The 25112-nt window shown below is 61.3% G+C and carries 25 protein-coding genes and 1 tRNA gene; 14 read left to right on the forward strand and 12 right to left on the reverse strand.

Annotated features, from left to right (window positions below):
• Window positions 1–233: 233 nt before the first annotated feature.
• Window positions 234–323 (forward strand) — tRNA-Ser (locus tag JJQ51_RS30425).
• Window positions 324–353: 30 nt separating this feature from the next.
• Here the strand turns inward: JJQ51_RS30425 and JJQ51_RS30430 are convergent.
• Window positions 354–1013 (reverse strand): TetR/AcrR family transcriptional regulator, encoded by a 660-nt coding sequence (locus JJQ51_RS30430; protein WP_183812519.1) that lies wholly within the window; start codon window positions 1011–1013, stop codon window positions 354–356.
• Window positions 1014–1094: 81 nt separating this feature from the next.
• On the opposite strand from JJQ51_RS30430, the gene JJQ51_RS30435 reads away from it, so the two are divergent.
• The gene (locus JJQ51_RS30435) at window positions 1095–1835 is read left to right on the forward strand and encodes an SDR family NAD(P)-dependent oxidoreductase (protein WP_269245660.1); all 741 of its coding nucleotides are present in this window, start codon (window positions 1095–1097) and stop codon (window positions 1833–1835) included.
• 776 nt (window positions 1836–2611) lie between these two features.
• Here the strand turns inward: JJQ51_RS30435 and JJQ51_RS30440 are convergent.
• On the reverse strand, window positions 2612–3511 hold the full coding sequence (locus JJQ51_RS30440) for a LysR family transcriptional regulator (RefSeq protein ID WP_269245661.1): 900 nt from the start codon (window positions 3509–3511) through the stop codon (window positions 2612–2614).
• Window positions 3512–3629: 118 nt separating this feature from the next.
• Between JJQ51_RS30440 and JJQ51_RS30445 the strand changes: the two genes are divergently transcribed.
• Both JJQ51_RS30445 and JJQ51_RS30450 read left to right on the forward strand, forming a co-directional pair.
• On the forward strand, window positions 3630–4247 hold the full coding sequence (locus JJQ51_RS30445) for an FMN-dependent NADH-azoreductase (RefSeq protein ID WP_113330617.1): 618 nt from the start codon (window positions 3630–3632) through the stop codon (window positions 4245–4247).
• Window positions 4248–4554: 307 nt separating this feature from the next.
• Entirely contained in the window at window positions 4555–5082 is a 528-nt protein-coding gene (locus JJQ51_RS30450) for a hypothetical protein (RefSeq protein ID WP_269245662.1), read from the forward strand.
• Between the two features lie 103 nt (window positions 5083–5185).
• Here JJQ51_RS30450 and JJQ51_RS30455 read toward each other — a convergent pair whose 3' ends face one another.
• The gene (locus JJQ51_RS30455) at window positions 5186–6730 is read right to left on the reverse strand and encodes an FAD-dependent monooxygenase (RefSeq protein ID WP_269245663.1); all 1545 of its coding nucleotides are present in this window, start codon (window positions 6728–6730) and stop codon (window positions 5186–5188) included.
• A 258-nt stretch (window positions 6731–6988) separates the two neighbouring features.
• On the opposite strand from JJQ51_RS30455, the gene JJQ51_RS30460 reads away from it, so the two are divergent.
• Window positions 6989–7576, forward strand: coding sequence for a TetR/AcrR family transcriptional regulator (locus JJQ51_RS30460; RefSeq protein ID WP_269245664.1), 588 nt, complete (start codon window positions 6989–6991; stop codon window positions 7574–7576).
• Between the two features lie 123 nt (window positions 7577–7699).
• On the opposite strand, the gene JJQ51_RS30465 is transcribed toward JJQ51_RS30460, so the two are convergent.
• Window positions 7700–8596, reverse strand: a complete 897-nt coding sequence (locus tag JJQ51_RS30465) for an SDR family oxidoreductase (protein WP_269245665.1) — start codon at window positions 8594–8596, stop codon at window positions 7700–7702.
• Window positions 8597–8689: 93 nt separating this feature from the next.
• On the opposite strand from JJQ51_RS30465, the gene JJQ51_RS30470 reads away from it, so the two are divergent.
• Together JJQ51_RS30470 and JJQ51_RS30475 are read left to right on the forward strand one after the other, a co-directional pair.
• Window positions 8690–9523 (forward strand): helix-turn-helix transcriptional regulator, encoded by an 834-nt coding sequence (locus JJQ51_RS30470; RefSeq protein WP_269245666.1) that lies wholly within the window; start codon window positions 8690–8692, stop codon window positions 9521–9523.
• A 256-nt stretch (window positions 9524–9779) separates the two neighbouring features.
• On the forward strand, window positions 9780–10721 hold the full coding sequence (locus tag JJQ51_RS30475; protein WP_269245667.1) for an SDR family oxidoreductase: 942 nt from the start codon (window positions 9780–9782) through the stop codon (window positions 10719–10721).
• A 16-nt stretch (window positions 10722–10737) separates the two neighbouring features.
• Here JJQ51_RS30475 and attM read toward each other — a convergent pair whose 3' ends face one another.
• Window positions 10738–11526, reverse strand: a complete 789-nt coding sequence (attM, locus tag JJQ51_RS30480) for an AttM family quorum-quenching N-acyl homoserine lactonase (protein ID WP_269245668.1) — start codon at window positions 11524–11526, stop codon at window positions 10738–10740.
• A 122-nt stretch (window positions 11527–11648) separates the two neighbouring features.
• Between attM and JJQ51_RS30485 the strand changes: the two genes are divergently transcribed.
• Window positions 11649–12551 carry a LysR family transcriptional regulator gene (locus JJQ51_RS30485; protein WP_269245669.1) on the forward strand — a complete coding sequence of 301 codons (903 nt, stop codon included), beginning with the start codon at window positions 11649–11651 and terminating at the stop codon, window positions 12549–12551.
• 11 nt (window positions 12552–12562) lie between these two features.
• Here the strand turns inward: JJQ51_RS30485 and JJQ51_RS30490 are convergent, their stop codons facing one another.
• On the reverse strand, window positions 12563–13861 hold the full coding sequence (locus tag JJQ51_RS30490) for an MFS transporter (protein WP_269245670.1): 1299 nt from the start codon (window positions 13859–13861) through the stop codon (window positions 12563–12565).
• Window positions 13862–13970: 109 nt separating this feature from the next.
• Between JJQ51_RS30490 and JJQ51_RS30495 the strand changes: the two genes are divergently transcribed.
• A complete protein-coding gene (locus JJQ51_RS30495) occupies window positions 13971–14423 on the forward strand; it encodes a winged helix-turn-helix transcriptional regulator (RefSeq protein ID WP_145323320.1) in 453 nt (150 codons plus the stop codon).
• A gap of 48 nt (window positions 14424–14471) precedes the next feature.
• Here the strand turns inward: JJQ51_RS30495 and JJQ51_RS30500 are convergent, their stop codons facing one another.
• The 4 genes from JJQ51_RS30500 to JJQ51_RS30515 form a co-directional block, all read right to left on the reverse strand.
• The gene (locus JJQ51_RS30500; protein ID WP_269245704.1) at window positions 14472–15353 is read right to left on the reverse strand and encodes an NAD(P)/FAD-dependent oxidoreductase; all 882 of its coding nucleotides are present in this window, start codon (window positions 15351–15353) and stop codon (window positions 14472–14474) included.
• The gene (locus tag JJQ51_RS30505; RefSeq protein WP_113330608.1) at window positions 15350–15799 is read right to left on the reverse strand and encodes an RrF2 family transcriptional regulator; all 450 of its coding nucleotides are present in this window, start codon (window positions 15797–15799) and stop codon (window positions 15350–15352) included. The genes JJQ51_RS30500 and JJQ51_RS30505 overlap by 4 nt, the downstream gene beginning before the upstream one ends.
• A gap of 68 nt (window positions 15800–15867) precedes the next feature.
• Entirely contained in the window at window positions 15868–16452 is a 585-nt protein-coding gene (locus JJQ51_RS30510; RefSeq protein WP_269245671.1) for an isochorismatase family protein, read from the reverse strand.
• 79 nt (window positions 16453–16531) lie between these two features.
• Window positions 16532–17281 carry a sulfite exporter TauE/SafE family protein gene (locus JJQ51_RS30515; RefSeq protein ID WP_269245672.1) on the reverse strand — a complete coding sequence of 250 codons (750 nt, stop codon included), beginning with the start codon at window positions 17279–17281 and terminating at the stop codon, window positions 16532–16534.
• A 98-nt stretch (window positions 17282–17379) separates the two neighbouring features.
• Between JJQ51_RS30515 and JJQ51_RS30520 the strand changes: the two genes are divergently transcribed.
• The 4 genes from JJQ51_RS30520 to JJQ51_RS30535 all read left to right on the forward strand — a co-directional run bounded on the left by JJQ51_RS30520 (window position 17380) and on the right by JJQ51_RS30535 (window position 21134).
• Window positions 17380–18261, forward strand: a complete 882-nt coding sequence (locus JJQ51_RS30520; protein ID WP_269245673.1) for a LysR family transcriptional regulator — start codon at window positions 17380–17382, stop codon at window positions 18259–18261.
• A gap of 84 nt (window positions 18262–18345) precedes the next feature.
• A complete protein-coding gene (locus tag JJQ51_RS30525; protein WP_269245674.1) occupies window positions 18346–19152 on the forward strand; it encodes an alpha/beta fold hydrolase in 807 nt (268 codons plus the stop codon).
• A 135-nt stretch (window positions 19153–19287) separates the two neighbouring features.
• Window positions 19288–20409, forward strand: coding sequence for an alkene reductase (locus JJQ51_RS30530; protein ID WP_269245675.1), 1122 nt, complete (start codon window positions 19288–19290; stop codon window positions 20407–20409).
• Window positions 20406–21134 carry an SDR family NAD(P)-dependent oxidoreductase gene (locus tag JJQ51_RS30535; RefSeq protein ID WP_269245676.1) on the forward strand — a complete coding sequence of 243 codons (729 nt, stop codon included), beginning with the start codon at window positions 20406–20408 and terminating at the stop codon, window positions 21132–21134. Before JJQ51_RS30530 ends, JJQ51_RS30535 begins: the two co-directional genes overlap by 4 nt.
• A gap of 31 nt (window positions 21135–21165) precedes the next feature.
• Here the strand turns inward: JJQ51_RS30535 and JJQ51_RS30540 are convergent, their stop codons facing one another.
• Window positions 21166–21453 (reverse strand): hypothetical protein, encoded by a 288-nt coding sequence (locus JJQ51_RS30540; RefSeq protein WP_269245677.1) that lies wholly within the window; start codon window positions 21451–21453, stop codon window positions 21166–21168.
• Between the two features lie 153 nt (window positions 21454–21606).
• On the opposite strand from JJQ51_RS30540, the gene JJQ51_RS30545 reads away from it, so the two are divergent.
• Window positions 21607–22674 carry a LacI family DNA-binding transcriptional regulator gene (locus JJQ51_RS30545; RefSeq protein ID WP_269245678.1) on the forward strand — a complete coding sequence of 356 codons (1068 nt, stop codon included), beginning with the start codon at window positions 21607–21609 and terminating at the stop codon, window positions 22672–22674.
• Window positions 22675–22772: 98 nt separating this feature from the next.
• Here the strand turns inward: JJQ51_RS30545 and JJQ51_RS30550 are convergent, their stop codons facing one another.
• Window positions 22773–24959: a mechanosensitive ion channel family protein gene (locus JJQ51_RS30550; RefSeq protein WP_113330600.1), complete on the reverse strand. Its 2187-nt coding sequence runs from the start codon at window positions 24957–24959 to the stop codon at window positions 22773–22775.
• Window positions 24960–25112: the final 153 nt, after the last annotated feature.

A 25112-nucleotide genomic window follows, 5' to 3' on the forward strand; every position in this document is an offset into this window, starting at 1 on the left:
AAACTCCTCCCGATACTCACTATGTTCAGCCTTCGCGGGCCGACCGGTCTTATGCCGCCTCATCTATTTCATTAGATAAGTTGCGTGCAAAATAAGCGCAATGGGGAGGAGATGCAGAGTTTTGCGCCAACAAGTCAAAAATCTGTCAGATTCGGGTTGATTGCCAGGAATTCATCGGTATATATCGCGGCCGTTCCGACGATTTGCTTCCTGACCGGGTGCGAAACGCCAAAGGACAGGTGGCCGAGTGGTTTAAGGCGCACGCCTGGAACGCGTGTGTACGTGAAAGCGTACCGAGGGTTCGAATCCCTCCCTGTCCGCCATTAACCGCACTAGAGCTACATCAATCGTCATCATTCCCGTACTCGGACGGTCCGGACGTCCCATCCCGCCATGGCGACATCCGCCACTGCTTCCAGCTCGGCGCGGCTTGCGCCGTCGCGAGCCAGGATCGACATGCCGTTCTGAACGGTCTGGACGAAGCGGGCGAGTGCATGGAGGTCGGTTGAGGCTGGGATTTCGCCCTCGGCCACCGCTTGGTCGAGGCGGGTCAATAGCCGTTCGAGCGTGACGGCGCGCGCGGAGCGGACCAACTCGCCCAACTCCACGTGACCTTCGCTGCCGACCGACGAGAGCGTCACCATGCAACCGCGGGGGATATCCGCGACACAGCCGGTCAGCGCCGCGGCTGAATCCATGAGGAAGGACCGGACGGCATCGCGCGCGGTTGTAGCCGAGTGAAACCCGGCCCAAACGTATCCCTCATTGGTCTCGACATAGTGGCGCAGCGCCTCGGCATAAAGCGCTTCCTTCGACTGGAAGGCGGCGTAGAGGCTGGGCGCACCGATACCCATTGCGTGCGTCAAATCGGCGATAGATGTCGCTTCGAAACCCTTGGTCCAGAACAGGCAGGTTGCCTGCTCCAGCGCTGCGGCCCGATCGAACGCGCGCGGCCGCCCACGCGCGGGCGTAGTGGTAGGGGTGACATCGGACTTCAAGTCAGAATTTTGCATCGATCACTACATAAACTCATTGACCCTTCACCGCAATAACTTTAACAATTCTATATCGAACACTACAGAAAGGTTATGACGATGATGGAACTATCGGGAAAGCGCGCGCTCGTGACGGGTGGGTCACGTGGCATTGGCGCTGCGATCGCAACCGCCCTCGCGGAAAAGGGCGCGGATGTGGCAGTCACCTATGAGAGGTCCGCCGATCGTGCAGCTGGGGTCGTTCGGGCGATCGAGGGTAAGGGACGCAAGGCTGTTGCCATCCAAGCGGACAGCGCTGATCCGGCGGCGGTCAAGCGCTCTGTCAATGAGGCGGCCGAGGCGCTTGGTGGCCTCAACATTCTCGTCAACAATGCCGCCATCGCGCTTTACGCGTCGACTGCCGAAATCAGCGTGGAGATGATCGATGCGATGCTCGACGTCAACGTGTGTGGACCTGTGCTCGCAGCGCAGGCCGCCATTCCGCACCTCACCGCAGGCGGACGCATTGTCACTATTGGTTCTGCCGGCGCCGAGCGCATCGTCGGACATCCCGGCACGTTCTACTTTATGACCAAATCTGCTCTACACTCGTTCACGCGCGGCCTCGCCCAGGAACTCGGACCACGCGATGTCACGGTCAATCTGGTCCAGCCAGGGTCGACCGACACAGACATGAACCCCGCCAATGGCGAGTTTTCCGACTTTCAGCGCAGTCTGAGCCCGCTTGGCCGCTATGGCTCACCGGAAGACATCGCCGCCGCAGTGACTTTTCTGGCAAGTCCCTCGGCGAGACACATCACCGGTGCGATCCTGACGGTAGACGGCGGACAGACGACTTGAGAAACTTGATCGGGCGAGCCGCCCGTTCAATTCGCCTATGGTAGCGTTATAGTCCGGCCAAATCCCGAGAAACATACGAATAGAAAGGAAACGGCCGGAAGCCTTCTGTGATTTCAGCAGGTTCCGGCCAAATTTGAGGCGTCATTTTGTAGGGCTATAGCGTAAACGGAGTTCTCCGATTCATTGCTCTCCGCGCGCCATTAGGTTCTGGAGCTCATAAGCTCTGAGCCACAATCTGGTTGATGCGATGAGGACGGCGGCCAGGAAGTTTCTGGCGAGTTTGTCGAAGCGGGCTGCGATGCGGCGAGGTCGCTGCCAGTGCTTCGAAGATGCGCAGCCGAACACCGGCTTTCGCCCGTCGGTTATAGCGGTTGTGGACGGTTGTGTATGGTCCATACCGGTTCGGCAGCAGCGGTTCGATGACCCGCCACTCTATCTCGCTAAGATCATATCGTCCCATCCAAAGTTCCTTCTCAGAGCGTTGAATCACCTCGGGATAGTTCTGGCAATCTTTATGAATTCACAACTAGGCGCTGATTGCCCTCTATGGCGCGATTTCGCCGTCGATCACCGCATCGCTACGGGCAGTGCTGACAATGGCGATTCCATGCTACGGTCCGATATATCTTGGAGATTGGCAATGACTGCAACCGACCTCATTTCGGACGTTGGCGACAGTCGACTAATACCGAAGAGCCGACTTTGACCGTGTTCATCGCGGTTCTTCCGGTATTTCTCAGGGATTAGGCAATACTGACGACAAGTGTTTGGCCGGATCAGAGCGACAGCCGGACCTGCAGATCGTCAAGGAGCCATCGGCCGGCCGGGCCAGGTTCATGGTCCGCCATGCGGGCGGCGTAGATGGTCAGGGCGTCTGCCGGGTCGCGGGCATCTTCGGCCAGCTCGAGCCGAACCAGATCGCCGGCTGCGAGATGATCGGCAATCAGATGCTCAGGCATCCGGCACCAGCCGAAGCCGGCCAGCAGGAAATCCAGTCTGCGGCCGAGGTCGACAAAGCGCCAACGCGTGGCGCTGGCCAGGCCGTAATTGTTCGCTTCCCGATCGACCGGATCGGACAGGACGAGCTGGATATGGCGCTCCAGGTCGTCGCGGGTTGCCGGACGGCCAAGCGCTGCCAATGGGTGTTCGGCGCTGACCACGGGCGTCAGCGCCACGCGCAGCAGTGGCGAAGCCACGACGTCCTCGGGCACCACCGGCAGCAGCAGACAGAAGGCCAGTGCGACGTCGCCGCTGCGCAAACGACGCAGCGCCCCGCCCAGGCCCTCGGTCGAGAAGCTGACGGCAAGATGCGGATAGGCCTGGTGTAACGCGCGCAGGCTTTCGATGAGCGGGGTGGTGGGCACCAGCGGATCTATGGCCAGGGCAAGCTCGGGCTCGACTCCGCCTCGCGCCCCGGTCGCGACGGCTTCGAAGCGTGCCGCACTCGAAAGCACCAGCCGGGCCTGATCGACCAGAACCCGGCCCGTTTCAGTCAGGCGGGGGCGATGGGAGCTGCGGTCAAAGAGCTGGACGCCCTGGGCGGCTTCCAATGTCGCCACCGACTGGCTGATTGCCGATTGCGCGCGACGCAATTGCCGCCCGGCCGCCGAAAAGCTGCCGGCATCAGCAATGGTCACCAGGATACGCAACTGGTCGAGGCTGAGACTGCCGATCATGATCCATCACGTTGGCCGATAGAGATAATCGATTTATTATCGCTCCCGCCGCTGGATGGAAAGCCCTATTTATCCTCCGTATCGTTCACGGCTGTTCAGCCCAAACCTTGAGGACGCCATGCCCAACCTTCTTGTTGTCGAAACCAGCGCGCGCGGCGAGGCTTCGATTTCCCGTCAGCTGACCAAACGCCTTGTCGCCAATTGGCTTACGGTGCACCCGGATGGCGCAGTCGTGCGGCGCGACCTGGCCGTGGATGCGCTGCCGCACGTGACCATGCCGTGGTTATCGGCCTATTTCACGCCACCGCATGCCCATACCGCGGACATGGCCGAGCAACTGCGTCTCTCGGACGCGTTGGTTGCCGAATTGCTGGCAGCTGACGAGCTTGTCATCGCCACGCCGGTCTACAACTACAATATCCCGGCCAGCCTCAAAGCCTGGATCGATCACATCGTGCGCAAGGGCGTAACGCTTGGCTTCGACGGCAAGGGACTGCTGATCGGCAAGAAAGCCACCGTAGTGCTGGCGTCCGGCGGCATCTATGGCGAGGCCTCGCCCATCCACCACCTCAATTTTGCCCCGCGATACCTCAAGGCCATTCTCAACGTCCTCGGCATCACCGACGTGAGGATTATCCATGGCGAAGGCGCCAAGGCCGTGGATATGGGTGAAGCAACGATGGACACGTTCATCGACGCCGTCATTCCGAAGCTCAATAGCGCTGCGGCGGCCTGATTGATCGGGAGTATGCGGCCCCTCGGCGGAGTCCGCTTGCTTCCACCGAGTTCAGGCGTACCGCAAGATCGCTGCTGCCCGTCGTCGCATCTTGCCTTCGGATCACTGTTCATGCCGAGAAGCAGAACGTGGTCACGCTCGTCCGTTTGGCAGTCTTGCCTTACAATAGCTGACCGTCCGTGCCTTACTTTTGGAGGGCTATAGCGTAGATGTAGTTCTCCGTTTCATCGTTCACGGTCCGCCATTTTTCCTCTTTATAGTGGGACAATGCAGCCCGCCATCACGCGACACCTGATAGGCTGAAAGCATGTTCATCTTGCTCAACGGTTCTTTCGGGATCGGGAAAACGACAATAGCCGGCCTGCTGAAGCACAGCATCTCCGCGGCGGTCATTTACGACCCTGAGAGAGTTGGATTTGTTCTGCGCAGGCTCCCGGCCTGGATGCTCGGGTTAACCCAGCAGCCGCCGGACTACCAAGATCTTGCGATCTGGCGGCATATGATAGCCCAAGGGGCACGGCGTAAGCATAAACATGCGCCTGTCGTGATTGTGCCGATGGCGTTCACCAATCTTGCTTATCTCGACGGCCTCACGCAAGCGCTGAGCACAACGGCGCCGGTGCAGCAGCTATGTCTCGTTGCGCCTCTGGAGGTCGTGCGGGGGCGTCTCACGGAGCGGGCGAACAATGAAGAGAGAGGTATCACGGAGTTTGAGTTACGACGCTCCCGGGAATGCGTTGAAGCTCATCGCGACCCGCGCTTCGGAGTTCCAATAGATGCAACCCAAAAGCCGGCTGAGATCGTCGCAGACATCCGGAAGAAGTTGCATCTTTAGGCGTATCCAGCCATTGGCAGGGTTTCTTTATCTCATTGTCTTTAGGCAAATTCCGGACTCAAAACCGCTGCGTATCTTAGCACGACATGCTTGGGCGCCCTTCTCAGCCAGGTGCATGCTCCTTGCCGGGCTCGCCGAACCATCGCAACGCCGCTTCGGCCGCGGCATCCATGTCAGGCTCTGCCTCGCAGATCCAGGCAACGACGCCATCGGGCCGCACGAGCAAGGCGCTCAAGCCAAGCCGATCCCTGGCGTCGCTGGCGATATAGGTGATCCGGTCGCTCCAGCGGCTTGCAAGCGCTTCAAGGGAAGCACGAGCATTGAAATCCAGAAGCAGACCCTTGCCCGTCCCGAGGAGATTGCCGAGCTTTGTCCCATCGGCGAGCTCAAAATCGGGAGCGCTGCGGCCGATGAGCGGATGGCTCCCGCCAAGTTCATAGCGGAGAGAAACGCCCCAGACGCGCTCGGCGAAATAGGTGGCGCCGTCGCGCGTCTCGATCAGATCGCGGATAATGGCTTCGAGGGCACGCGAGCTCGAGCTTGGCCGCATGAGTGCGACTTGCGCGCGTGACCAATCAAGCACCTGCGCACCAATAGGATGCCGTTCGCTGGAATAGGTATCGAGCAATCCGTCAGGCGCGTCACCATGGATGGTGGCGGCAAGCTTCCATGCCAGATTCATCGCATCGCCAAGTCCAAGGTTGAGCCCTTGGCCGCCCAAGGGGGAATGGATGTGCGCGGCGTCGCCGGCAAGCAAAATGCGCCCTCTGCGATAGCTGGTCGCCTGATAGGCGCGGTCCGTCCATGTGGTGGCAAGCTTGAGCGCCGTTAGAGTGACGTCGGTGACGGAGATGCGCCGCAGCACTGCCTGCACATGGTCGAGCGTGATCGGCTGGGTCCGGTGGAAAGCGCCGCCATCGAAGTCGACCATCGTGATCGTCCCGGGAGGCGCATAGGTGTACATGCCTGTTGCGGTGTAATGGCGGCCGGGACGAAGCTTGTCCGGGTCCACCATCTCAATTTCGGCGGAATAGCCGGTGAATTCGGGATCGGTGCCGACGAACTCGAAGCCACCGGCCTTGCGGACAGTGCTGCGGCCGCCGTCACAGCCAACGAGCCAGCGCCCGCGAAAGGTCTCGTCTCCGGCGCGAACGACAACAGCTTCATCCGACTGCTCGAAGCTCTCGACACCGAAGCCGCGCCTGATCTCGGCGCCCATGGCCTCCGCACGCGCCGCAAGGACAGCTTCGAAGCTTTCCATCTCGACCATCAAGCTGGTGCCGGCCGGGCTTGGCAGACGATAGAGCCACTTGGACGTGTCGATATTGTCGTAAAAGAACTGGATGCCGGCAAAATGGCCGCCTGGGCGGCGCGACTGGTGCATCCAGTGTGCGGCCGATGAAGCGCGATCGCCCGAGCCGTCTTTGGCAGGTTTGGGCGCGGCAACATCATCCAGCAGACCACGACGATAGAAGGCTTCGATGGTTGGCGAGGAAAGGCCGCGCATGCCGAAGGGAAGGCGCTTCAAGGGCGAGCGCGGATCCTCGGCCTGCTCCAACACCGATACGGAGAGACCGGCGAGACGCAGCTCGCAGGCGAGAAACAAGCCGACGGGTCCGCCGCCGGCAATCAGAACATCATAAATCAAGGCAGAACTCCTCAGGCGAACAGCGCCGCAAGGGCGTCAGACATTCCGGCTTCGGCCCATCTCAGCCGGCGCGAGTCGCTGAAAAACGTCCACCCCATTCGGGTGGCGACGTTTCCAGTCACGGAAACAGTCATAAAACCTGTGCCAATTTCACCGATTTCGTGATTGCAATGCAATTTTTACACTCGGTATAAATTTACTTATGGTATAAATATCGTCATGTCAAACCAAATCAAACTCCGGGATCGTAAGAAGGAGATGACGCGTCAAGCGATCTCCAACGTCGCGACACGCCTGTTTGTCGAACATGGCTTCGACAAAGTTTCCGTCGCCGATATCGCCGACGAAGCGGAGGTCGCTAGGAAGACGGTGTTCAACTACTTCCGCCGCAAGGAGGATCTGGTCTTCGATCGTGAAGACGAAATACGGGAGTTGGTCCGGCAAGCGCTCGCCGATCGCGGCCGAGAGCCACCAGTCCGCGCGTTCCAGGCGCTGATGCGGGACCTAGAGGAAACGCAGCATCCCCTGTTCAGGATCACGGAACGACCCATCCAGTTCTGGCGCATGGTGGCGGAGAGCCCGACGCTGACGGCATATGCACGCGGGCTGCAGGTGACGCTTGCTGACGATCTCTCGGGAATGCTCTCCGACGCGGCGGGCCGGCCGCGCTCCGATGCGGATGCACATCTTGCAGGCGCAATGCTGATGGCGACGCTGGTGACCGCCTATGGCGAGGCGCTGCGCGTCTTTCGGGAAAAAGGAGATCCTCAAGCCGCTCTGCTTGGCGTCATGGAGCGCGGCTTTGCCGGTGTCGACGCCGCTCTTGCCGGGACGCCGTATGTCTGACTTTGAAGCTTTCTGGATCGCAGCCTGAAAGACGAAACCCGGCCGAAGGGTCGGCCGGGTCTTCGAATACATGGTCCGTCGGACCATCGACCATCCCGCGGATCGTGGCCGATGGCGCCGGCATCACGCGGCGGAGACCTGCAGCTCTGCAAGATCCTGAAGCAGCGTCGGGCCGCTGGGTTCCCAACCCAGCTTCTGCCGGGTCTTGGCGCTGGAGGCCGGCATGTCGCGGCCGGCGAACATGGCGAGCCAGCCGAAATAATCCTGCGCCTCTTCCCTGGCGATGGATTTGACCGGGAGGTTCAGGCGCCGCCCGATCGTCTCGACGATATCGCGCATGGGCACGCCTTCCTCGGCGGCCGCGTGATATTTGGCATTCGGTTCGGCGCGCTCGACGACGAGGCGGTAAAGACGGCCGACATCGGAAAAATGCGCCGCCGGCCAGCGGCTGAGCCCGTCTCCCACATAGGCGCAGACACCCTTTTCCCGGAATATCTGGATCAAGGGCGTAATAAGGCCCTGGCTGACCGGATCATGCACCTGGGGCAGCCGGACGACCGAGACATTGACCCCGATCTCGCTTGCCAGGATTCCCGCTTCTTCGGAGGCTGCCCGCGGATGCATGTCGGAACCGGCAATCGGGTTATCCTCTCTGGCCGGCTCGCCCGGCACCGTGTTGGCGATCGGCGTGCCCGACGTAATGACCAGCGGGCGGGCGGAACCGGCAAGTGCCGAGGCCAGCGTTGCGATGACCCGGCGGTCATCCTCGCAATTCTGGACGAATCTCGTGAAGTCATGGTTGAAGGCGAGGTGGATAACGCCGTCGGATTGCGAGGCGCCGCTTTTCAGGATTTCCGCATCCTCGATCGTGCCGTGAAGAACTTCGGCGCCGGCAGCAGCGAGCGCGACCGCCTTTTCCTTCGAACGCGAAAGGCCGAGCACCTGATGGCCCGCACCGATCAATTCCCTGACGACATGCGATCCGACATTTCCGGTCGCACCGGTAACGAATATACGCATATGCACTGTCTCCTTATTTCGTCGGAGACAAATCTGTGCCTATCGTTTATTCTGGTAAAGTAGTGACCTTATCATAGTAAAGACACTAACAGGATGACCGATCTCATCGAAACCGAAAACATACTCGGGACCTATCTGAGGGACCGCCGCGCAAAACTCGACCCATCCGCCCTGGGATTTGCCGGCGAACGGCGGCGCACGCCCGGACTTCGGCGCGAGGAAGTGGCGCAGCGCGCCAATATCAGCCCGACCTGGTACACATGGCTGGAACAGGGCCGCGGCGGCGCGCCTTCCGCCGACGTACTGGACCGGATCGCCCGCGCGCTGATGCTGACGGAAGTGGAGCGCGAGCACCTGTTCCTGCTTGGCCTTGGGCGTCCGCCAGAAGCGCGTTACCGCAAAAATGATGGCGTTACGCCGCGGCTGCAGCGCGTGCTCGATGCGCTGGAGCCGAGCCCCGCCATTATCCGGACCGCCACCTGGGACGTCATCGCCTGGAACCGGGCAGCACCCGTGATGCTGATCGATTACGGATCGCTGCCACCGGAAGAACGCAACATTTTGCGCTATATCTTTCTCGATCCGCGTGCGCGCGCCGTGCAATATGATTGGGAAAGCGTCGCCCGTTTCGCGCTGGGCGCATTCCGTGTCGATGCGGCGCGCGCAGGCGCATCGAGTGAAATCGAGCCTTTCGTGGCGGAACTTTGCCGCATCAGCCCGGAATTCAGGGCCATGTGGCGCGAAAACGACGTTCCTGGCACCCATACCGAAGCCGTCAAACATATACGCCATCCCATCCTCGGCCCACTGGCATTCGAGTATTCGGCCTTTTCGGTCGACGGCCGGACGGATCTCAGCATGATCGTCTACAATCCGGCAACGCCTGACGATGCCGAGCGGATCAGATCGCTGCTGCCCCGACCATAAGGATATGCTTGGCGCAACCAACCGTCACTCGCTCATCTTTCGATTGACGGCGGCGAGGAAGGCGTCCTAAATTCCCGTCGTCGAAAATGGCTGGCTTGGTCTCGGTAGGCCCAGGCCCTTCTCCCTTCATGGAGAAGCTCTGTTCCGCGCTTGCGCGGATACCCCGACAGTCCCTGCGCCTCGTGCGCGTTTCGGGTCTGCACGGTAGCCATTAGACGATGCTCCCTCAGCAGACCATGTTCGAAGGAGCCGTACCATGTCCACTATCGATCAGTCCCAGCCCATCCTTGTCTATCTCGCCGCCGGCGTCCAAGGCAGCGCAGCCGTTCACGCAGCACTTCGGCGCGGCTTCAAGGTCCGCGCACTTGTGCGAGACCGAAGACGCGCCTCCGCACTCTCGGCGCTCGGCGTCGAGCTTGTCGAGGGGGATCTTCGCGATGCGGCTTCGCTTCGCGCCGCCAGCACCGGCATTACCCACGCCGTGCTGCAGATTCCGATCGGATCACAAGGCGACATGCGCATCCAGGCGGATAATGCGACATCCGCTTCTCTCGACCAAGGCCTGAAATCCCTTGTCCTCAAGCTCGCCAGCGCCAGCCGCCCGGCACCTTGCCAGGAGCCAAGCTTTGTTGCCAACGCAATGCTCGAAGATGTGGTCCGCGCGTCAGGCCTGCCCTTCGCAATCGTCCGCCCGACCATGTATCTCGATAATCTCCTGAAGCCATCAGCGCGCAAAGACATTGTTGGCAAAGGGATCTTCGCGCCGCCGATTGCCAAAGCCCAGCGTATCGCCTGGACCTCGGTCGATGATTGCGCCCGGGCCGCCATTACCCTTCTGGAACGTGGCATCACCTCCGGCGATCATCGCATTGCCGGGCCGGAAAGCGTTGATGGAAACGAACTCGTCTCGCGGATCGGTGCTGGACTCGGTCGCCTCATCACCTATCGCCAACAGTCGCTCGACGAGTTCGAGCGGGATGTCGATGCGGCAATGGGACCGGGAACGGGACGCCGTGTCGCCTCGAAATTCCGCTTCTTCGCATCGCATCGGGAAGAGGCGGATGCGATGCTGGCCGCGCCGTTCAAGCCGCAAGCCGGCCTTGAGGATTTCAAGCCGACAGGCATTGAGGAATGGGTTCGCCAACATCGGGCACAGTTCTTCGATACGAAACAAGCGCCATCAGGCGGCCGGGGCTGATCGACTGGATACGCCTTCAATCGTAATAGGCCGGGGCCTGCTTGAACCGAGGCCATGCTTCGGGATCATGCCCCGTCACCACCATCGCATCGGTCTGTTCGGCAAGCGTGCGAAGCTTGCCAACGGATCGCACCGTGTCGACGGCGGAAGCCATGAAGCCAGGAAGAGCCTTTTCGTTCCAGTGATCGAGCGTGTAGGCGGCATCGACGGTCAGTAATATTGACCCCGTCTTCGGGAGCCGTACCAGGAAGGATTGGTGGCCGACGCTATGGCCCGGCGTGAAGATCATCCGCAGCACGCCGTCACCATAGAGATCGTAGCCATCGGTGGCGGCACCCTCCAGGAAGTGCCATTTCAAGCAGGGACGATCGAAATCACGACGAACATAGGCGCCGGCGGCGAACCAGTCCGGCGCAAAGGCATATTCATATTCGCGGCGCTGGACGATGTGGGTCGCGTTCGGGAAACGGCCGATCGCGCCGCTATGGTCGGAATGCAGATGAGAAAGCACGACGAAGCGGATATCTTCACCGGATATGCCGAGCTTCGCCAGCTGCGCAACGCATCCTTGCTCTTCGATCATGATGGGCTGATAGCTGTCGACCGCATCGCCCCAATAGCCACGCGGATCGCCTAAACCCTCGCCCGCCAGCCCTCCATCGATGATGACATTGCCCTTCGGATGCGTCAGCAGAAACCAGGGAACCGGAATTTCGTAATCGGCGCCGCCCTGGTTCATCCTGATGTCGTGGGCCTTGCAGCGCTGCGTGCCCGATTGAAACATATAAAGCCTGATGTCGCTCATAAGCATGACCTGTGATTTGCGATTGCGTGCGGAAACACGCATCGTTTTCGGCGATCGAACATCCACCGGCTAGATGGCATCATCCACTTACATTTATCGGCCGAGCCGATATATTGGCCTTCATGGATCTGTTGGTGGCGATGCGCGTCTATGTCAGGGTGGTGGAACGAGGCAGTATGTCGGCCGCCGCCCGCGATCTCGGCATGGGGCAGCCTGCCGTCAGCGAGCGGATTGATCGGCTGGAGCAATATCTCGGCGCGCGGCTGCTGCTTAGAAACACCCGCAAGCTTTCCGTCACCGATGTCGGTGCCACCTTTTATGAGCGCAGCAAGCAGGTGCTTGACAGTGCCGACGATGCCCTGACAGTCGTGGATGGCGATCAGTCACTGCGCGGCACGCTCAAGATCGCCGCGCCGCATGGTGTCGGCGAGATCATCCTTCCGCCGATCCTGCTGCAGATGCGCAAGCGTCATCCGCTGCTCAAAATCGACCTGATCCTCAACGACAGGATCGTCGATCCCGTGACGGAGGGCGTCGACATCTCGCTGCGCCTGGGGGATCTCGGTGAGGGCAGCTTCATTGCCCGCAAGCTCGGCCATGTCGGCCGCGTGCTGGTGGCTTCACCCGCCTATCTCGATGAGCATGGGACGCCGACGACGCCCGATGAGCTTGCCGACCACCCCTTCCTGCGGGTCTCCGGCCTGTTCAACAACGGCCGGCTTCCGTTGATCGATCCGAACGGACAGACCGAACTTGCCGCCGTCGATATCACCTTGAGCACCAGCCATTGGCGGCCGCTGCACCGCCTGCTGCTGGATGGCGCCGGTATCGGCGTGCTGCAGGAGCCGGTCTGCACCGAGGATCTCGCCGATGGCAGACTGATCTGTCTGCTGCCCGGCTTTACCGTGCCGGGCTTCGATCTCAATGCGCTCTATCCGGCGATAAGACCGATTCCGCCGCGGATTCGTGCGATGCTCTCGTTATTGGAAGAACAGTTGCCGAGGATTCTGATCAAGCAAGCCTAAGCGCTGGAAAGCTAGCCGACGCTCTGGGTCGCCACCTTGGGCGTTGCCCGCAATGTCAGCGCCCAGAAAAGCAGCGTTGCGAGACTAATCGCAATGCCGGAGAGGCACACGCCCGGCCAGCCGGCATGGGCATAGATGATCGTCGCTGTCGATGATCCCGCTGCGCTGCCGATGGAGTAGAAGACCATATAGGCGGCGGTCAGCCTGTTCTGCGCGTCCGGCCTCACACGATAGATCATGCCCTGATTGGTGACGTGCACCGCCTGCAGGCCGAAATCGATGACGAGGACACCGAGAATGAGCCAGAGGATCGAACGATCCAGCATCGAAATCGGTAGCCAGGCAACGAGCATCAGCGCGAGCGCTATGCCCGTCGTGCGCTGGCCATGGCCGCGGTCGGCCCAGCGCCCTGCCCTGACGGCGCCGAGCGCGCCCGCCGCTCCGGCCAGGCCGAACAGGCCGACCTCGGTGTGAGACAGCGAGTAAGGCGGCGCGGTCAGCGGCAGCACCAGAGGGGCGAGCAGCGTGGTGATATTGGCGAAGATCAGCATGGCGATCACGGCGCGGATGCGCAGGACCGGTTCTTCAATCAGCAGAGTGCCCAACGAGCGGATGAGGCCGACATAGGAAAGTCCGCGCCTCGGCTTCTCTTGCCTCGGCAGCACGCGCCAGAGGAGAAGCGTGATTACCAATGTTAGCACGGCGGAGACGATGTAGACGGTCCGCCAGCCGGAGAAATCGGTCAGCGTGCCGGCAACGCTGCGCGCCAACAGGATGCCGAGGACGATGCCGCTTGTGACCATGCCGACGATATGGCCGCGCTCGGTAGGATGCGCGAGGCTCGCCGCATAGGCGACCAGCGCCTGTGTCACGACTGCCAGAAAGCCGACGGCGGCCATGGAGGCGAGCAGCATCGCCGCATTGGACGAGAAGCCGACGCTGATGAGGGCCGCCACGCTCAGCAGCAATTGCACGATGATGAGCTTGCGCCGGTCGACAAGGTCGCCGAGCGGCACCAGCAAGATCAGGCCGAGCCCATAGCCGAGCTGTGTTGCGCCGACGATGAGGCCGGCAGCCGTGCGCGACAGCTTCAGATCATCAGCCATGACATCGAGAAGCGGATGGGCAAAATAGGCATTGGCGACAGCGAGGCCGCTCGCGACGGCAAACAGGAAAATCGTCGCTCGCGTCAAAGGCGAATTGGCCTCTCCGGAGTATTCGGCGCCCTTGAACCAACCCTTTCGTGATGAGTGAGGGCGCAGAACGTCCTTCGCGCCGCCGGCCGGCGGCGCGTCCTGATCGATCGTCATTGCAAAACTCCCGATTCTTCGGTTTAATAATGAAACCAACGATCGAGTAACATTATTGGTTTAATCATGCAACCATTCTTGCGAACAAAAGACCGGAAAGGCTGAGCCAATGGTGGCGCGGAAAAGCCTGAAAGGCGATTATTGCCCGAGCGCGCGTTCGCTCGACGTGATTGGTGACTGGTGGTCGCTCCTGATCGTGCGCGATGCCTTCGATGGGCTGACGCGCTTCGGCGAATTTCAAAAGAGCCTGGGGATTGCCAAGAATATTCTCACGGAGCGCCTGCGCACGCTTGTCGCGAGCGGCATCCTGGAGCTTGTGCCAACAAGCGAAGGCGGCTCGCGCATGGAATATCGGCTGACGGCGATGGGAAAGGATCTCTTCCCCGTCATGGTGGCATTGCGGAAGTTCGGCGAGCGCCATCTCTTCGCGCCGGCGGAAGAGCATTCGCTGCTGGTGGACCGGGCGACGGGTCAGCCGGTGCAGCTCGATATCCGGGCGCAGGACGGCAGATCCATCGGCCCAGACGAAACAATTATCTTGAAGGTGCCGGAAGCGGAATAGGATAAGAACGCCGGTGTTCGGCAGACGAATAGTCCTTCGAACCGAAGCTTAGAACACCAGCGACCGGTGCAATTGCGCACCTGCCCAGGCGCCGTCGCCGACGGCAAGCGACACCGAATGCGGGATGCGAGCGGCATCGCCGCAGGCAAAGGCGCCCGGCACGGTCGTTTCCTTCATGGCGTCTGTCTGGATCTGTATCCCGAAAGGCGTTTCCTCCAACGCGCAGCCAAGCCGCTCCGCAATCGTGCTTGAAGGCGACACACGCGACGCAGTGAAGAGCCCGGCAAACGGCAGCAGGCGTCCATCGCTGAGCCGCACGTCGGCCTCTCCGTCCAGCCTTGCGACCGGCGTTTCCTCGATCGTCACGCCACGAGCGGCGAGATCGGCGCGCTGCACCTCATCGGGGACAAAGCTGCCGTTGAGGAAGAACGTCACGTCTCCCCATTCCGGCAGCAACTGCGCCTGATGTAGCGACATCGAGCCGGTGGCGATGCAACCGATGCGGCCTTGATCGAGCTCGTAGCCATGGCAATAGGGGCAATGGAAGACGCTTTTGCCCCAACGCTCGCCAAGTCCCTCGATCTCGGGCAAGGCATCGGAGACGCCGGTTGCGAAAAGCAGGCGCCGGCCATCATGGCGCGCGCCGTCTAGCGTGGTGACGACGAAGCCATCTTTCTCTCCCTCGGCCTTCTCGGCAGTCCCTTCGATCCAGGTCAGCGTCGGATAGGTGAAAAGCTGCTCGCGCGCCTTGCGGGCGATCTCGGCGGGGTCGACGCCATCCTGGCCGAGAAAGCCGTGGGATTCCCGGGCAAAACGATTGCGGCGCTTGCCTGCATCGATGACAAGCACCTTGCGGCGGGCACGAAGAAGCTGGAGGGCGGCCGCCATTCCCGCGTAACTGCCCCCAATGACGATGACGTCATAGGTCATGACAAAGCCCTTTCTGAGCGCCATTGCGTGTGACGCCGCGCAAATTCGGCGGCGAGATCGGCAAGTGTGACGTTTTCAAAGCGCTGGAGGAGCAAGGCCTCGGCTTCGGCAAAAGCATCATCGAGGACGGAATTGACCGATTGCTCGACCAGACATTCCGGCGTTTCGTTGCGATTGCCGATGGCAAAGACGGCCGGTTCGCCGAGTGCCTCATGCAACTGGCGCAGCGTGACGCTTTTGAGATCGGCCGCAATCGTCCAGCCGCCAGTGTGCCCCTTGGCGGAATGGACAATGCCCACCTCGCGCAATAGCCCCATGGTACGACGCACGACGACAGGATTGGTGTGCATGCATTGCGCCAGGGCTTCGGAGGTCAATGGTCCATCCTGCTCGGCCATGTGGAGCAAGGCATGGAGAACGGAAGAAAGTCGGCTATCGCGTTTCATGTAACTTCAATTATTACGATTCGATCCGACATTCAAGGGTGGCCTGTTGTGATGAAGCAGGGCTGCGGCTAAGCCCGCTGTTTGAAACGAACCTCGCGTGCCGAAGCGCAAATCCTAATCTCGTCGCCGAGCGACCATTCGGCTGCCCTTGCCGCCATGGCTGCAGGCACGCCCTGCGAGCCAGGCCCGGCGGGAACATCATAAGTGGCGTGCGCATCATGCGGCAGCAGCACACCATAACCGCGCTCAAGCGCCGCCCGCGCCGTTGCGGCAACGCACATGTCCGAGAGCACGCCGCAGATCACCAGATGCTTCGCGCCGAAAGCGGTCAGAATAGCGTCAAGATCGGTGCCATCGAAGCCATCATCCTCCGTTTTCCTGATGACCACCTCGCCAGATAGCGGCGGAAAATGGAGTTTCCACCCCGGTTGAAACGGCTCATCCAGTGCACCGGGCGGACCATCGTTCTGCAGGAAAATCACCGGCGCCCATGCCGACCGCGCCTTATCCAGCAGGAGTTCGATCATCGCTTTCAAGGTGGCATGGCCGGGAACCGCACTCGGCCCCTCCACGAAAGCATTCTGCACGTCGACAACAAGCAGGACATCGGCCGGCGGACGGTCATCGGAAATCTCTTGCTGCTCTCTTTCCATCGATCGGTCAGGCCTCACCTTGAAACAAACTCGGAAGCATATGGGTACCTGCAGGGCAACCCAGCAATGTGAGACCGCCTCAAAAAGCGGCTTTGACGATCATCTCGGCGCCAAGCACCAGAAGGCAGACCAGAAACCCGCGGCGGAAGGCCGCCGGGCTGACGCGATTGCGGATGACCTGGCCGGCCCACATGCCAGCGAGCGCCGGCACGATCGCAAGGGCAGAGAGTGCGAGATTGTCGATGCGGAAAGCGCCATGCCAGGCGAGCGCACCGGCCAGCGCCACCGTGGAGATGGTGAAGGAAAGGCCGAGCGCCTGGATCAGATCTTCCTTTTCCAGCCCGAGCGCCTGCAGATAGGGCACCGCCGGCACGACGAAAACGCCGGTCGCGCCCGTCAAGAGGCCTGTGACCATGCCGATGACCGGCGATAGCAGCGGCTCCAGTGTCTGCGGAACACGAAGCTGGCGGGCAAGCAAGGCGTAACCAGCATAAAGAAGGAGGGCCGCTCCCAGTGCTGCCGAGGTCATATGCGTATCGCCAGCGGCGAGCAGATATGAGCCGGCGAAGGTTCCGACGATGATGGCGCTGACCAGCAGAGAGAAACGACGCGCAAGCGCACCGAAGCTCGGACCGGCCAGAAGCTGCCAGACATTGGTGACGAAGGAGGGCACGATCAGGAGGCTCGCTGCCGTTAGCGGCGAGATCAGTGCGCCCAGCACGCCCATTGCCACGGTCGGCAGCCCCATGCCGGTGACGCCCTTGACCATGCCGGCGATGAAGAAGGTCGCGAAGATCGCCGCGAGAAGCCATATCGAATGATCCATCATGCCCTTTCACTACCAGACGCGAGGGCCGGCACAATGCGGATGATGCGAAGCCAGCCTTCGGCTATTCCGAAGACTGGACATGCGGTAATCTGCACGTCATGCGCTTCGATCTGACCGACCTTCGCCTTTTCCTCGCCGTCGTCGATGCCGGCAGCATCACGCATGGAGCGGCCGATGTCGGGCTTTCGCTGCCGGCCGCCAGCGAGCGGCTGCGTGACATGGAGGCAAATGGCGGCGTACGGCTTCTGGAGCGCGGGCGACGCGGCGTGAGTCCGACGCCCGCCGGTGAGGCATTGGCCCATCATGCCCGGTTGATCCAGCGGCAGCTCACGCAAATGCGCGGCGAGCTTGGCGAGCACGCAAGCGGCCTGCGCGCAACCGTCCGGCTTCTCGCCAACACCGCGGCGATTGTCGAATACCTGCCGCCGCGCCTTGCCGAATGGATGGCCAGAAACCCGCGAACGGACATCGATCTCAAGGAGCGCCAGAGCATCGAGATCGCCCGGGCCGTTTCGGCCGGGCTGGCCGAGATCGGTATCCTGTCGGACGCGGCCGATACCTCCGGCCTGACATTGCGACCCTTCGCGATCGACCGCCTGGTGGTGGTGATATCTAGCGATCATGCGCTGGCAGCGGCAAAGCAGATCGCTTTCACGGAGATCCTGCATGAGCATTTCGTCGGACTTGCCGGCGGAGCGCTGCAGGATCACATCGACGCGCAGGCGGCCCGACTCGGCAGCCGGTTGAAAATGCGGGTACGGATGCGGACGTTTGAAGCCATCTGCCACATGGCCGGCCAGGGCATCGGCCTCGGCATCGTGCCCGAAACGGCGGCGCGTCGCTGCAGCCGATCCGCGAAAATTGCAGCCCTCCGCCTCACCGACCCATGGGCGACGCGCCGGCTTTCGCTCTGCGCACGCTCCCTCGAAGAGCTTCCGTCGCCGGCCCGCGATCTTTTCGAGCATCTGGCAACGATATGACCGTAGCCTGTTGAAAAGACGCGTTGGGATCGACTAGTCTCGCCACGTGGCTGTCGGGGAGAGACGGCGCAATGGGAGGTCGGTATGGAATTTCACGACGACGAGCTTCACCGCTTCGAAGCCGAAGGGGCCGCTCCCTTGCCGCACACCGAGGCGGAAGGCCATGTCGATCATGATGGCGCGCGTATCTGGTATGCGTCCTATGGCAAAGGCTCACCGGTAATCCTCCTGCATGGCGGGCTCGGAAACAGCGGCAATTGGGGCTATCAAGTGCCCGCGCTCATCGACGCTGGCCATCAGCTTATCGTCATCGACAGCCGCGGCCATGGCCGCAGCACACGCGACGAGCGGCCTTATACCTACGAGCTCATGGCCACAGACGTTCTCGCCGTCATGGACAGGCTGAAGATCGACAAGGCCGCGATCGCCGGATGGAGCGACGGCGCCTGTATCGGCATGGTGCTTGGAAAAACCCATCCGGAACGCGTTTCCGGTGTCTTCTTCTTTGCCTGCAACATGGACCCGAGCGGTACCAAGGAATTCGTGGCGACGCCTATCATAGAGCGCTGCTTCACCCGCCATATGAAGGATTATGCCGCTCTCTCAGCCACACCCAGCGAGTTCGATGCTTTCGTCGAAGCGGTTGGCCTGATGCAGCGGACCGAGCCGAACTATACCATTGCCGATCTCGCCGAGATCGACGTGCCCGTCGCCATCGTGCAAAGCGAGCATGACGAGTTCATCAAGCGCGAACATGCCGATTATCTCGTGCGGCACATTCCAGGCGCGAAGCTGATCCTTCTGCCCGGCGTCAGCCATTTTGCCCCCTTGCAGCATCCGGCTCAGTTCAACGCCGCCCTGCTCGGCTTTCTTGCAACGATTTCAGTCTGACGGCAGATTCAGTTGCGCAGGTCCGATCGTTCGGATAAATGATGATCATCATCTTATTCGAACTCCCGAGACCGAATCGCCGCTGACAGGCCCTTCCGCCCCGGGGAGCAATTTGGCTCCAGGCAGGAGAATTTTATGACAGCCACTTTGTTTTCGCCTCTTTCCATTGGCCCGTATGAATTTGCGCATCGCGTCGTCATGGCGCCGCTGACCCGCATGCGGGCGAGCCAGCCGGGCAATGTGCCTTCGGCATTGAATGCCGAATATTACGCCCAGCGCGCCAGCGAGGGCGGGCTCATCATTTCCGAAGGGTCGCAGATTTCCAGTGCCGGTCAGGGCATGCCGGCAACGCCGGGCATCCACACGGCCGAACAAATCGCCGGCTGGAGGGCCGTGACGGATGCGGTTCATTGCAAGGGCGGCAAGATCTTCCTGCAGCTCTGGCATGTCGGCCGCATCTCCCATTCCTCACACCAGCCGGGCGGAGCGGTGCCGATCGCTCCTTCAGCCATTGCCGCCAAGGGTGATGCGTTTACCGCTTCCTTCGAGCGCGTTCCCTTCGAGACGCCGCAGGCGATCGATATCGACCTGATGCCGCTTTTGATCGACGTCTACGCCCAGGCTGCCGCCAATGCCAAGCAGGCGGGCTTTGACGGCGTCGAGATTCATGGCGCCAATGGCTATCTGATCGAACAGTTCCTGCAGGCCCGCACCAACCAGCGCACTGACCAATATGGCGGCTCGATCGAGAATCGTACGCGGCTGCTGCTTGAGGTGGTCGAGGCGGTTTCCGAAGTTTGGGGTTCGGATCGCGTCGGTGTGCGCCTTTCGCCCTTCGGCATCGCCAATGACAGCGGCGAGGACGATCCATTGCGCCTCTACGGCCATGTCATTCGCGAACTGGACCGCCTCAACCTCGCCTATCTGCATCTGATCGAGCCGCGCGCCAGTGGTGCCGGCCAAGCCGAAGTCGACCACAAGAATGTGCCCTCGGCTGCGGAACTCTTCCGGCCTGCCTGGTCCGGCACGCTGATCGCCGCGGGCAATTTCCGGCCGAACACTGCCGAGGCAGCACTTGCCGCCGGCCATGCCGATGCCATCGCCTTCGGTCGTCTCTTCATCGCCAATCCCGACCTGCCGGAGCGCATTCGTCTCGGTGCCCCGCTCAATACCTATCATCGCCAGACCTTCTACGGCGGCGGCGCCGAGGGTTACACCGATTATCCGACGCTGGATGCCAGGGAGGCCGCCGAATGAGCACGCCGAGCGCTATCATCGTCGGAGTAGGAGCCGAACAGGGGCTGGGGGCGGCGCTCTGCCGGCTTCTCGCGGACAAGGGCTATCATGTCGTCATTGCCGGCCGGACGGCGGCAAAGATCGATCAGGTGGCGGCTGGCATCCAGGCGTCCGGCGGCAGTGCCGAGGCGATCGAAACGGACGCCACGGATGAAGCTGCGGTCATCCGGCTGTTCGATCATGCCTTTACCGCTCGAGACGATATTGCCGCGCCTGACTTCGTCGTCTTCAACGCCGGCATCAATCGCCAGATTGCGTTTCGCGCCGTCACCGCCGCGCAATTCGAGGAATTCTGGCGTGTCTGCTGCTTCGGCGGATTCCTGGTAGGACGCGAGGCGGCGCGGCATCTGGCGCCGCTTGGCCGTGGAACGGTGATCTTCACCGGCGCCTCCGCAAGCCTGCGCGGCAAGGCGGGTTTCGCCCAGTTCGCCGCTGCCAAAGCCGGTCTTCGAATGATCAGCCAAAGCATGGCGCGGGAATTCGGACCGCTCGGCCTGCATGTCGCTCATACCATCATCGATGGCGGCATAGACGGCGAGCGGCTACGTTCGCGCCGGCCTGATGTGGATGCCGACGGGCTGCTGAACATCGATGCCATTGCCGAGAGCTACTGGCATATTCACCGGCAGCATCCTTCTGCCTGGACACAGGAACTCGATCTGCGTCCTTACAAGGAAAACTTCTGAGGCCGCCGTCGGAGCAACTCATGGCATTGCTCTAGCAATTCCGCGACAGGGCTTTGGCGATGGCCAGGAATTTCGGGTCTTCTAACCCGGTGCGATGCTGGATCTCTGCTTCGCCCTCCGCGGCCGATGTCTCGCTCGGAATCGTGAAGGACCACGCCGATGGTCGCTTCCGGCCGCGGAAAAACTGCGCCATCCGCCCCATCACACTCTGTTTGTCTGCCCTGCCCTTATGTTCTGAAGGCGGATCGACGGCATTCGGATTGCAGGGATCACCCCATCGTTCATCATAGAGATCCTTGAAGATATAATTGGTCAGCATTGGTTCACCTTTCTTTTTTGAATCGATTCAATCCAGTTGCGCATTGTTTTATTGAATCGGTTCAATCGTACGCCTCAAAACCCGACTGTCAAGAAGAATTGAACCGATACAACTTCATTGCTAGTATCCACCGGAAACATATGGAGGATTTCATTGGCCAAAGGCACCATAAGGCTGGCGGATGTCGCCAAGGCGGCAGGCGTATCGCAGGGAACCGCCTCCAATGTTTTCAGTCGGCCCGAAGTGGTGCGCGAAGAGGTACGCGAGCATGTGCTCGAGACGGCCAAGCGGCTTGGCTATGCCGGGCCGAGCCTGACGGGCCGGCTGCTGCGGGCCGGAAAGGTCAATGCCATCGGCGTCGCCGTCGTCGAGCCGCTTTCCTATTTCTTCAACGATCCCTGGGCCAGGGCGCTCCTGGCCGCTGTGTCCCAGGTCTGCGATGCCAGCGGCACAGGTCTCGCCCTGGTCTCGGCCAAGGATCGGCACAAGCTCGACTGGAACATCAAGAGCGCGTTGGTCGATGGCTTCATTCTGCTCTGCGTGGAAGGCGGCGAAAAGCTGGTTCAGTTGACGCGCGAGCGGCAATTGCCTTTCGTTGCTCTCGCCCTGAATGACGAAGATGCGTCGATCCCCTCGATCAGCGTCGACAATCTTGGTGGTGCGGCCGTTGCGGCCCGGCATCTGGCGGAACTCGGCCACAGGCGTTTCGGCGTGCTCGCGACCGAGCTTTCGGACGATCATGTCGGGCCGGTCAGCATCGGCGGGATCGGGCGGGCGATGTATTCCACCTCGCGCGATCGCGCACTCGGCTATTGGCAGGCACTCGAAGCCTTCGGAATTGGGCGCGAAAACGTGCCGATCTTTGAGACGCTCAACGACAAGCCAAGCGTCGAAGCCGGGCTTGAGTACCTGTTTTCTGCGAAGGAACCGCCGACGGCGATCCTTGCCATGTCCGACAATATCGCGCTTCTGGCGATCAATTGGCTGCGGGCACGGGGCCTTTCAGTGCCGCAGGACGTCTCCGTCATCGGCTTCGATGGCGTGCCGGAAGGCGGCATGGTGGAGCCGGGCCTGACGACGATGGCCCAGCCCTTTGCCGAGATCGCGGAACGCGCGGTGCAGGCCGTTCTTCACGATGCCGTACCGGCCGAGCGAGAGATGATCGGCGTCACGCTGATCGTGCGCGGCAGCACGGCAGCGCCGAGACCCGACCGAATCTAGAGCGGTTCAGCTTTTCACGGAATCTCCGAACCGCTCTATCTCTTTGGTTTAACGCAATTCCGGACGCAAAACCGCTTTGCACTTTTGCTGGAATTGCTCTAGCTCGCCTGCTGCGCGCCATCCACGTTTGCAGCCCGCATCTCGATGAGCTGCCGGGCAGCGGCGGCAGCGGCGTCCTTGTCGCTTGCCACCTGCACGGTGGGGAAGGCGAACTGGATGCCGTTCTCGTCGAAGGACTGCTTGATCAAGGCCAGCGCGCTGCGGCGGATGACGGAGAGCTCGTCGGGCTTGGCGGTGATGGCCAGCCTGATCTCGATCGCGAAATCGCCGAACTGCTCGACACCCTTCATCTTCAGCGTCTGGATGATGCTCGGTTTCAGCTCCTCGTCGTCGAGCAGGCGCTGGCCGATATCCTTGATAATGCGCTTCAGTTTCACGAGATCCGTATCGTAGGTCACCTTGACGATGATCTTATCGATTGCCCAGTCGCGGTTCATGTTGTTGACCGCACCGAGCGAACCGAAGGGGATCGTCGCCAGCGGGCCGCGCTGGTGGCGCAGCTTGACCGAACGCAGGCTGAAGGATTCCACCACGCCCTTGTAATGGCCGCTTTCGATATATTCGCCGATACGGAAGGCATCGTCCCAGAGGTAGAAGATGCCGCTGATGACATCCTTGACGATGGTCTGTGCGCCGAAGCCGACCGCGACGCCGACAACGCCGGCGCCGGCGATCAGCGGCCCGATCTGAACGCCGAGGCCCGACAGCACCATCATGACCGCAATGATGCCGATGACGACGGCAAGAATGTTGCGGAAGATCGGAAGCAGCGTCTGCAGCCGGGCGCGGCTCGCTCTCATCTCATCCGATTCGCCGGCGGCCGGCAGGGATTGCATGACTTTGCCGTCGATATAGGTTTTTGCCAGCTGCCAGACGAGATCGGCAACCAGGAGGATGATGATGCCGCCGAGAATGCCGCGAGCGATGCGGCCGACATTCGATTCGCTGCCACTCATCATCGCATGCGCCTCGACCCCCAGCATGTGGCCGAGCCATAAAGCCGCAAAGGTAATGATCAGCGCCCGCAAGCCGCGGTCGAGCAACACGGCCGCGATCTTGCCGGTACCGAAGATGCCGTCGGCGGCATCATGCAGGGCTTCGATCGCCTTCGTCGATACCGAGAGGACGCGCGGCAGCAATATCGCATAGATGCCGAGCCACAAAAGGCCATCAAAACCGGCCACCCAGAGACACCATAGCGCCGCGAAGAAAATCGTCAGGAGCCAGGAAACCGTCTTCGCCCCCCGCTTTTCCGGTGGAAGCGGCCTGGACCACACGGCAGCCGTGGCGATCAGAAACAGACCGATGCCGAGGGTGTAGCCGATGAGGTCGCGCGCCCCGACAGAAAAGTCCAGCGACGTGACGGCCTGTATGATCGCCCAGCCGCAGGCAAAATAGATAGCAAACAGCGTGCAGCGTCGATACCAATAGGATGCGACGCGCCGCCGTTCGGCGATGCGGGCGGCACCGCCGTCCTCATCCAGAACGTCGTTGGCGCGACGCATCGCTATCAATTCCATGACAAGCTTGCCGATGGAGATCGCCAGCCTGATCGACACCATCGCAATGACGCAAGCGATAGCAAAATTTTCAATGGCTGGCGGCCAATCGAAGGCAAGAAGCGGAACGAGCGTCACCAGGCCATGGATGATGGCGGGCACGACACCGCCCAGAAACTGGAAGCGCGCTGCCTGCAGTTCCGTCTCGGTACCGGCAGCCCTCTCGGTGCGCTGCATATGCCTGGTGTTGATGAAGCGTGCAACGGCGAGTTCGGCCGCCAACCCCAGGAAGAAGAGCAGGACAATCTGAATGATGATGCGTACGAGGCCGACCGACTTGCCTTCGCCTTCCAGCTTTTCCGATGCGGTCATGACCTCGTAGGGCAACGTCATCGCAGCGCCGGAGACCAGCTCAAGGTGATGCCGCGTATGGCCGAGCATGCCTGATAGAACCGACATCTGATTGCCGTCGGTCGGCGTCGGATCGCTGATGGTTGCGGGTTTATCGCTGGCGGGTGTCGGTTGACTATTGAGCTGCGCAGTAAGCCATTGCCTGACATCCGGCTCGTTCATCAGCTGGATCAGCTCGCGAACCTTGTCGGGCGGCGGGGCGGCCGGCTGTGGGGCAGCGGCATTCTGCGCGAACGCAGTCACAGGTGCAGCCAATGCAAAAAGACAAAAAAACAGGCCTCCGATCGTCCACCTGCCGCCCCCGACATTTCTCATCTGCGCTGCCCTTCCCGCAATCTGACCATTCGGCCCGCTCCTGCAGACTATACGCGTTTTTTGTACGGGCAAGCAGGCACTTACGGCCCCCACCCCCATCATACCGCCATTGCCCCGCAACGGCTGCCGCGCTAGGTTCTACAGCAATACCGT

Source organism: Rhizobium sp. AG207R (assembly GCF_027109195.1).
Lineage (GTDB): Bacteria > Pseudomonadota > Alphaproteobacteria > Rhizobiales > Rhizobiaceae > Rhizobium > Rhizobium dioscoreae.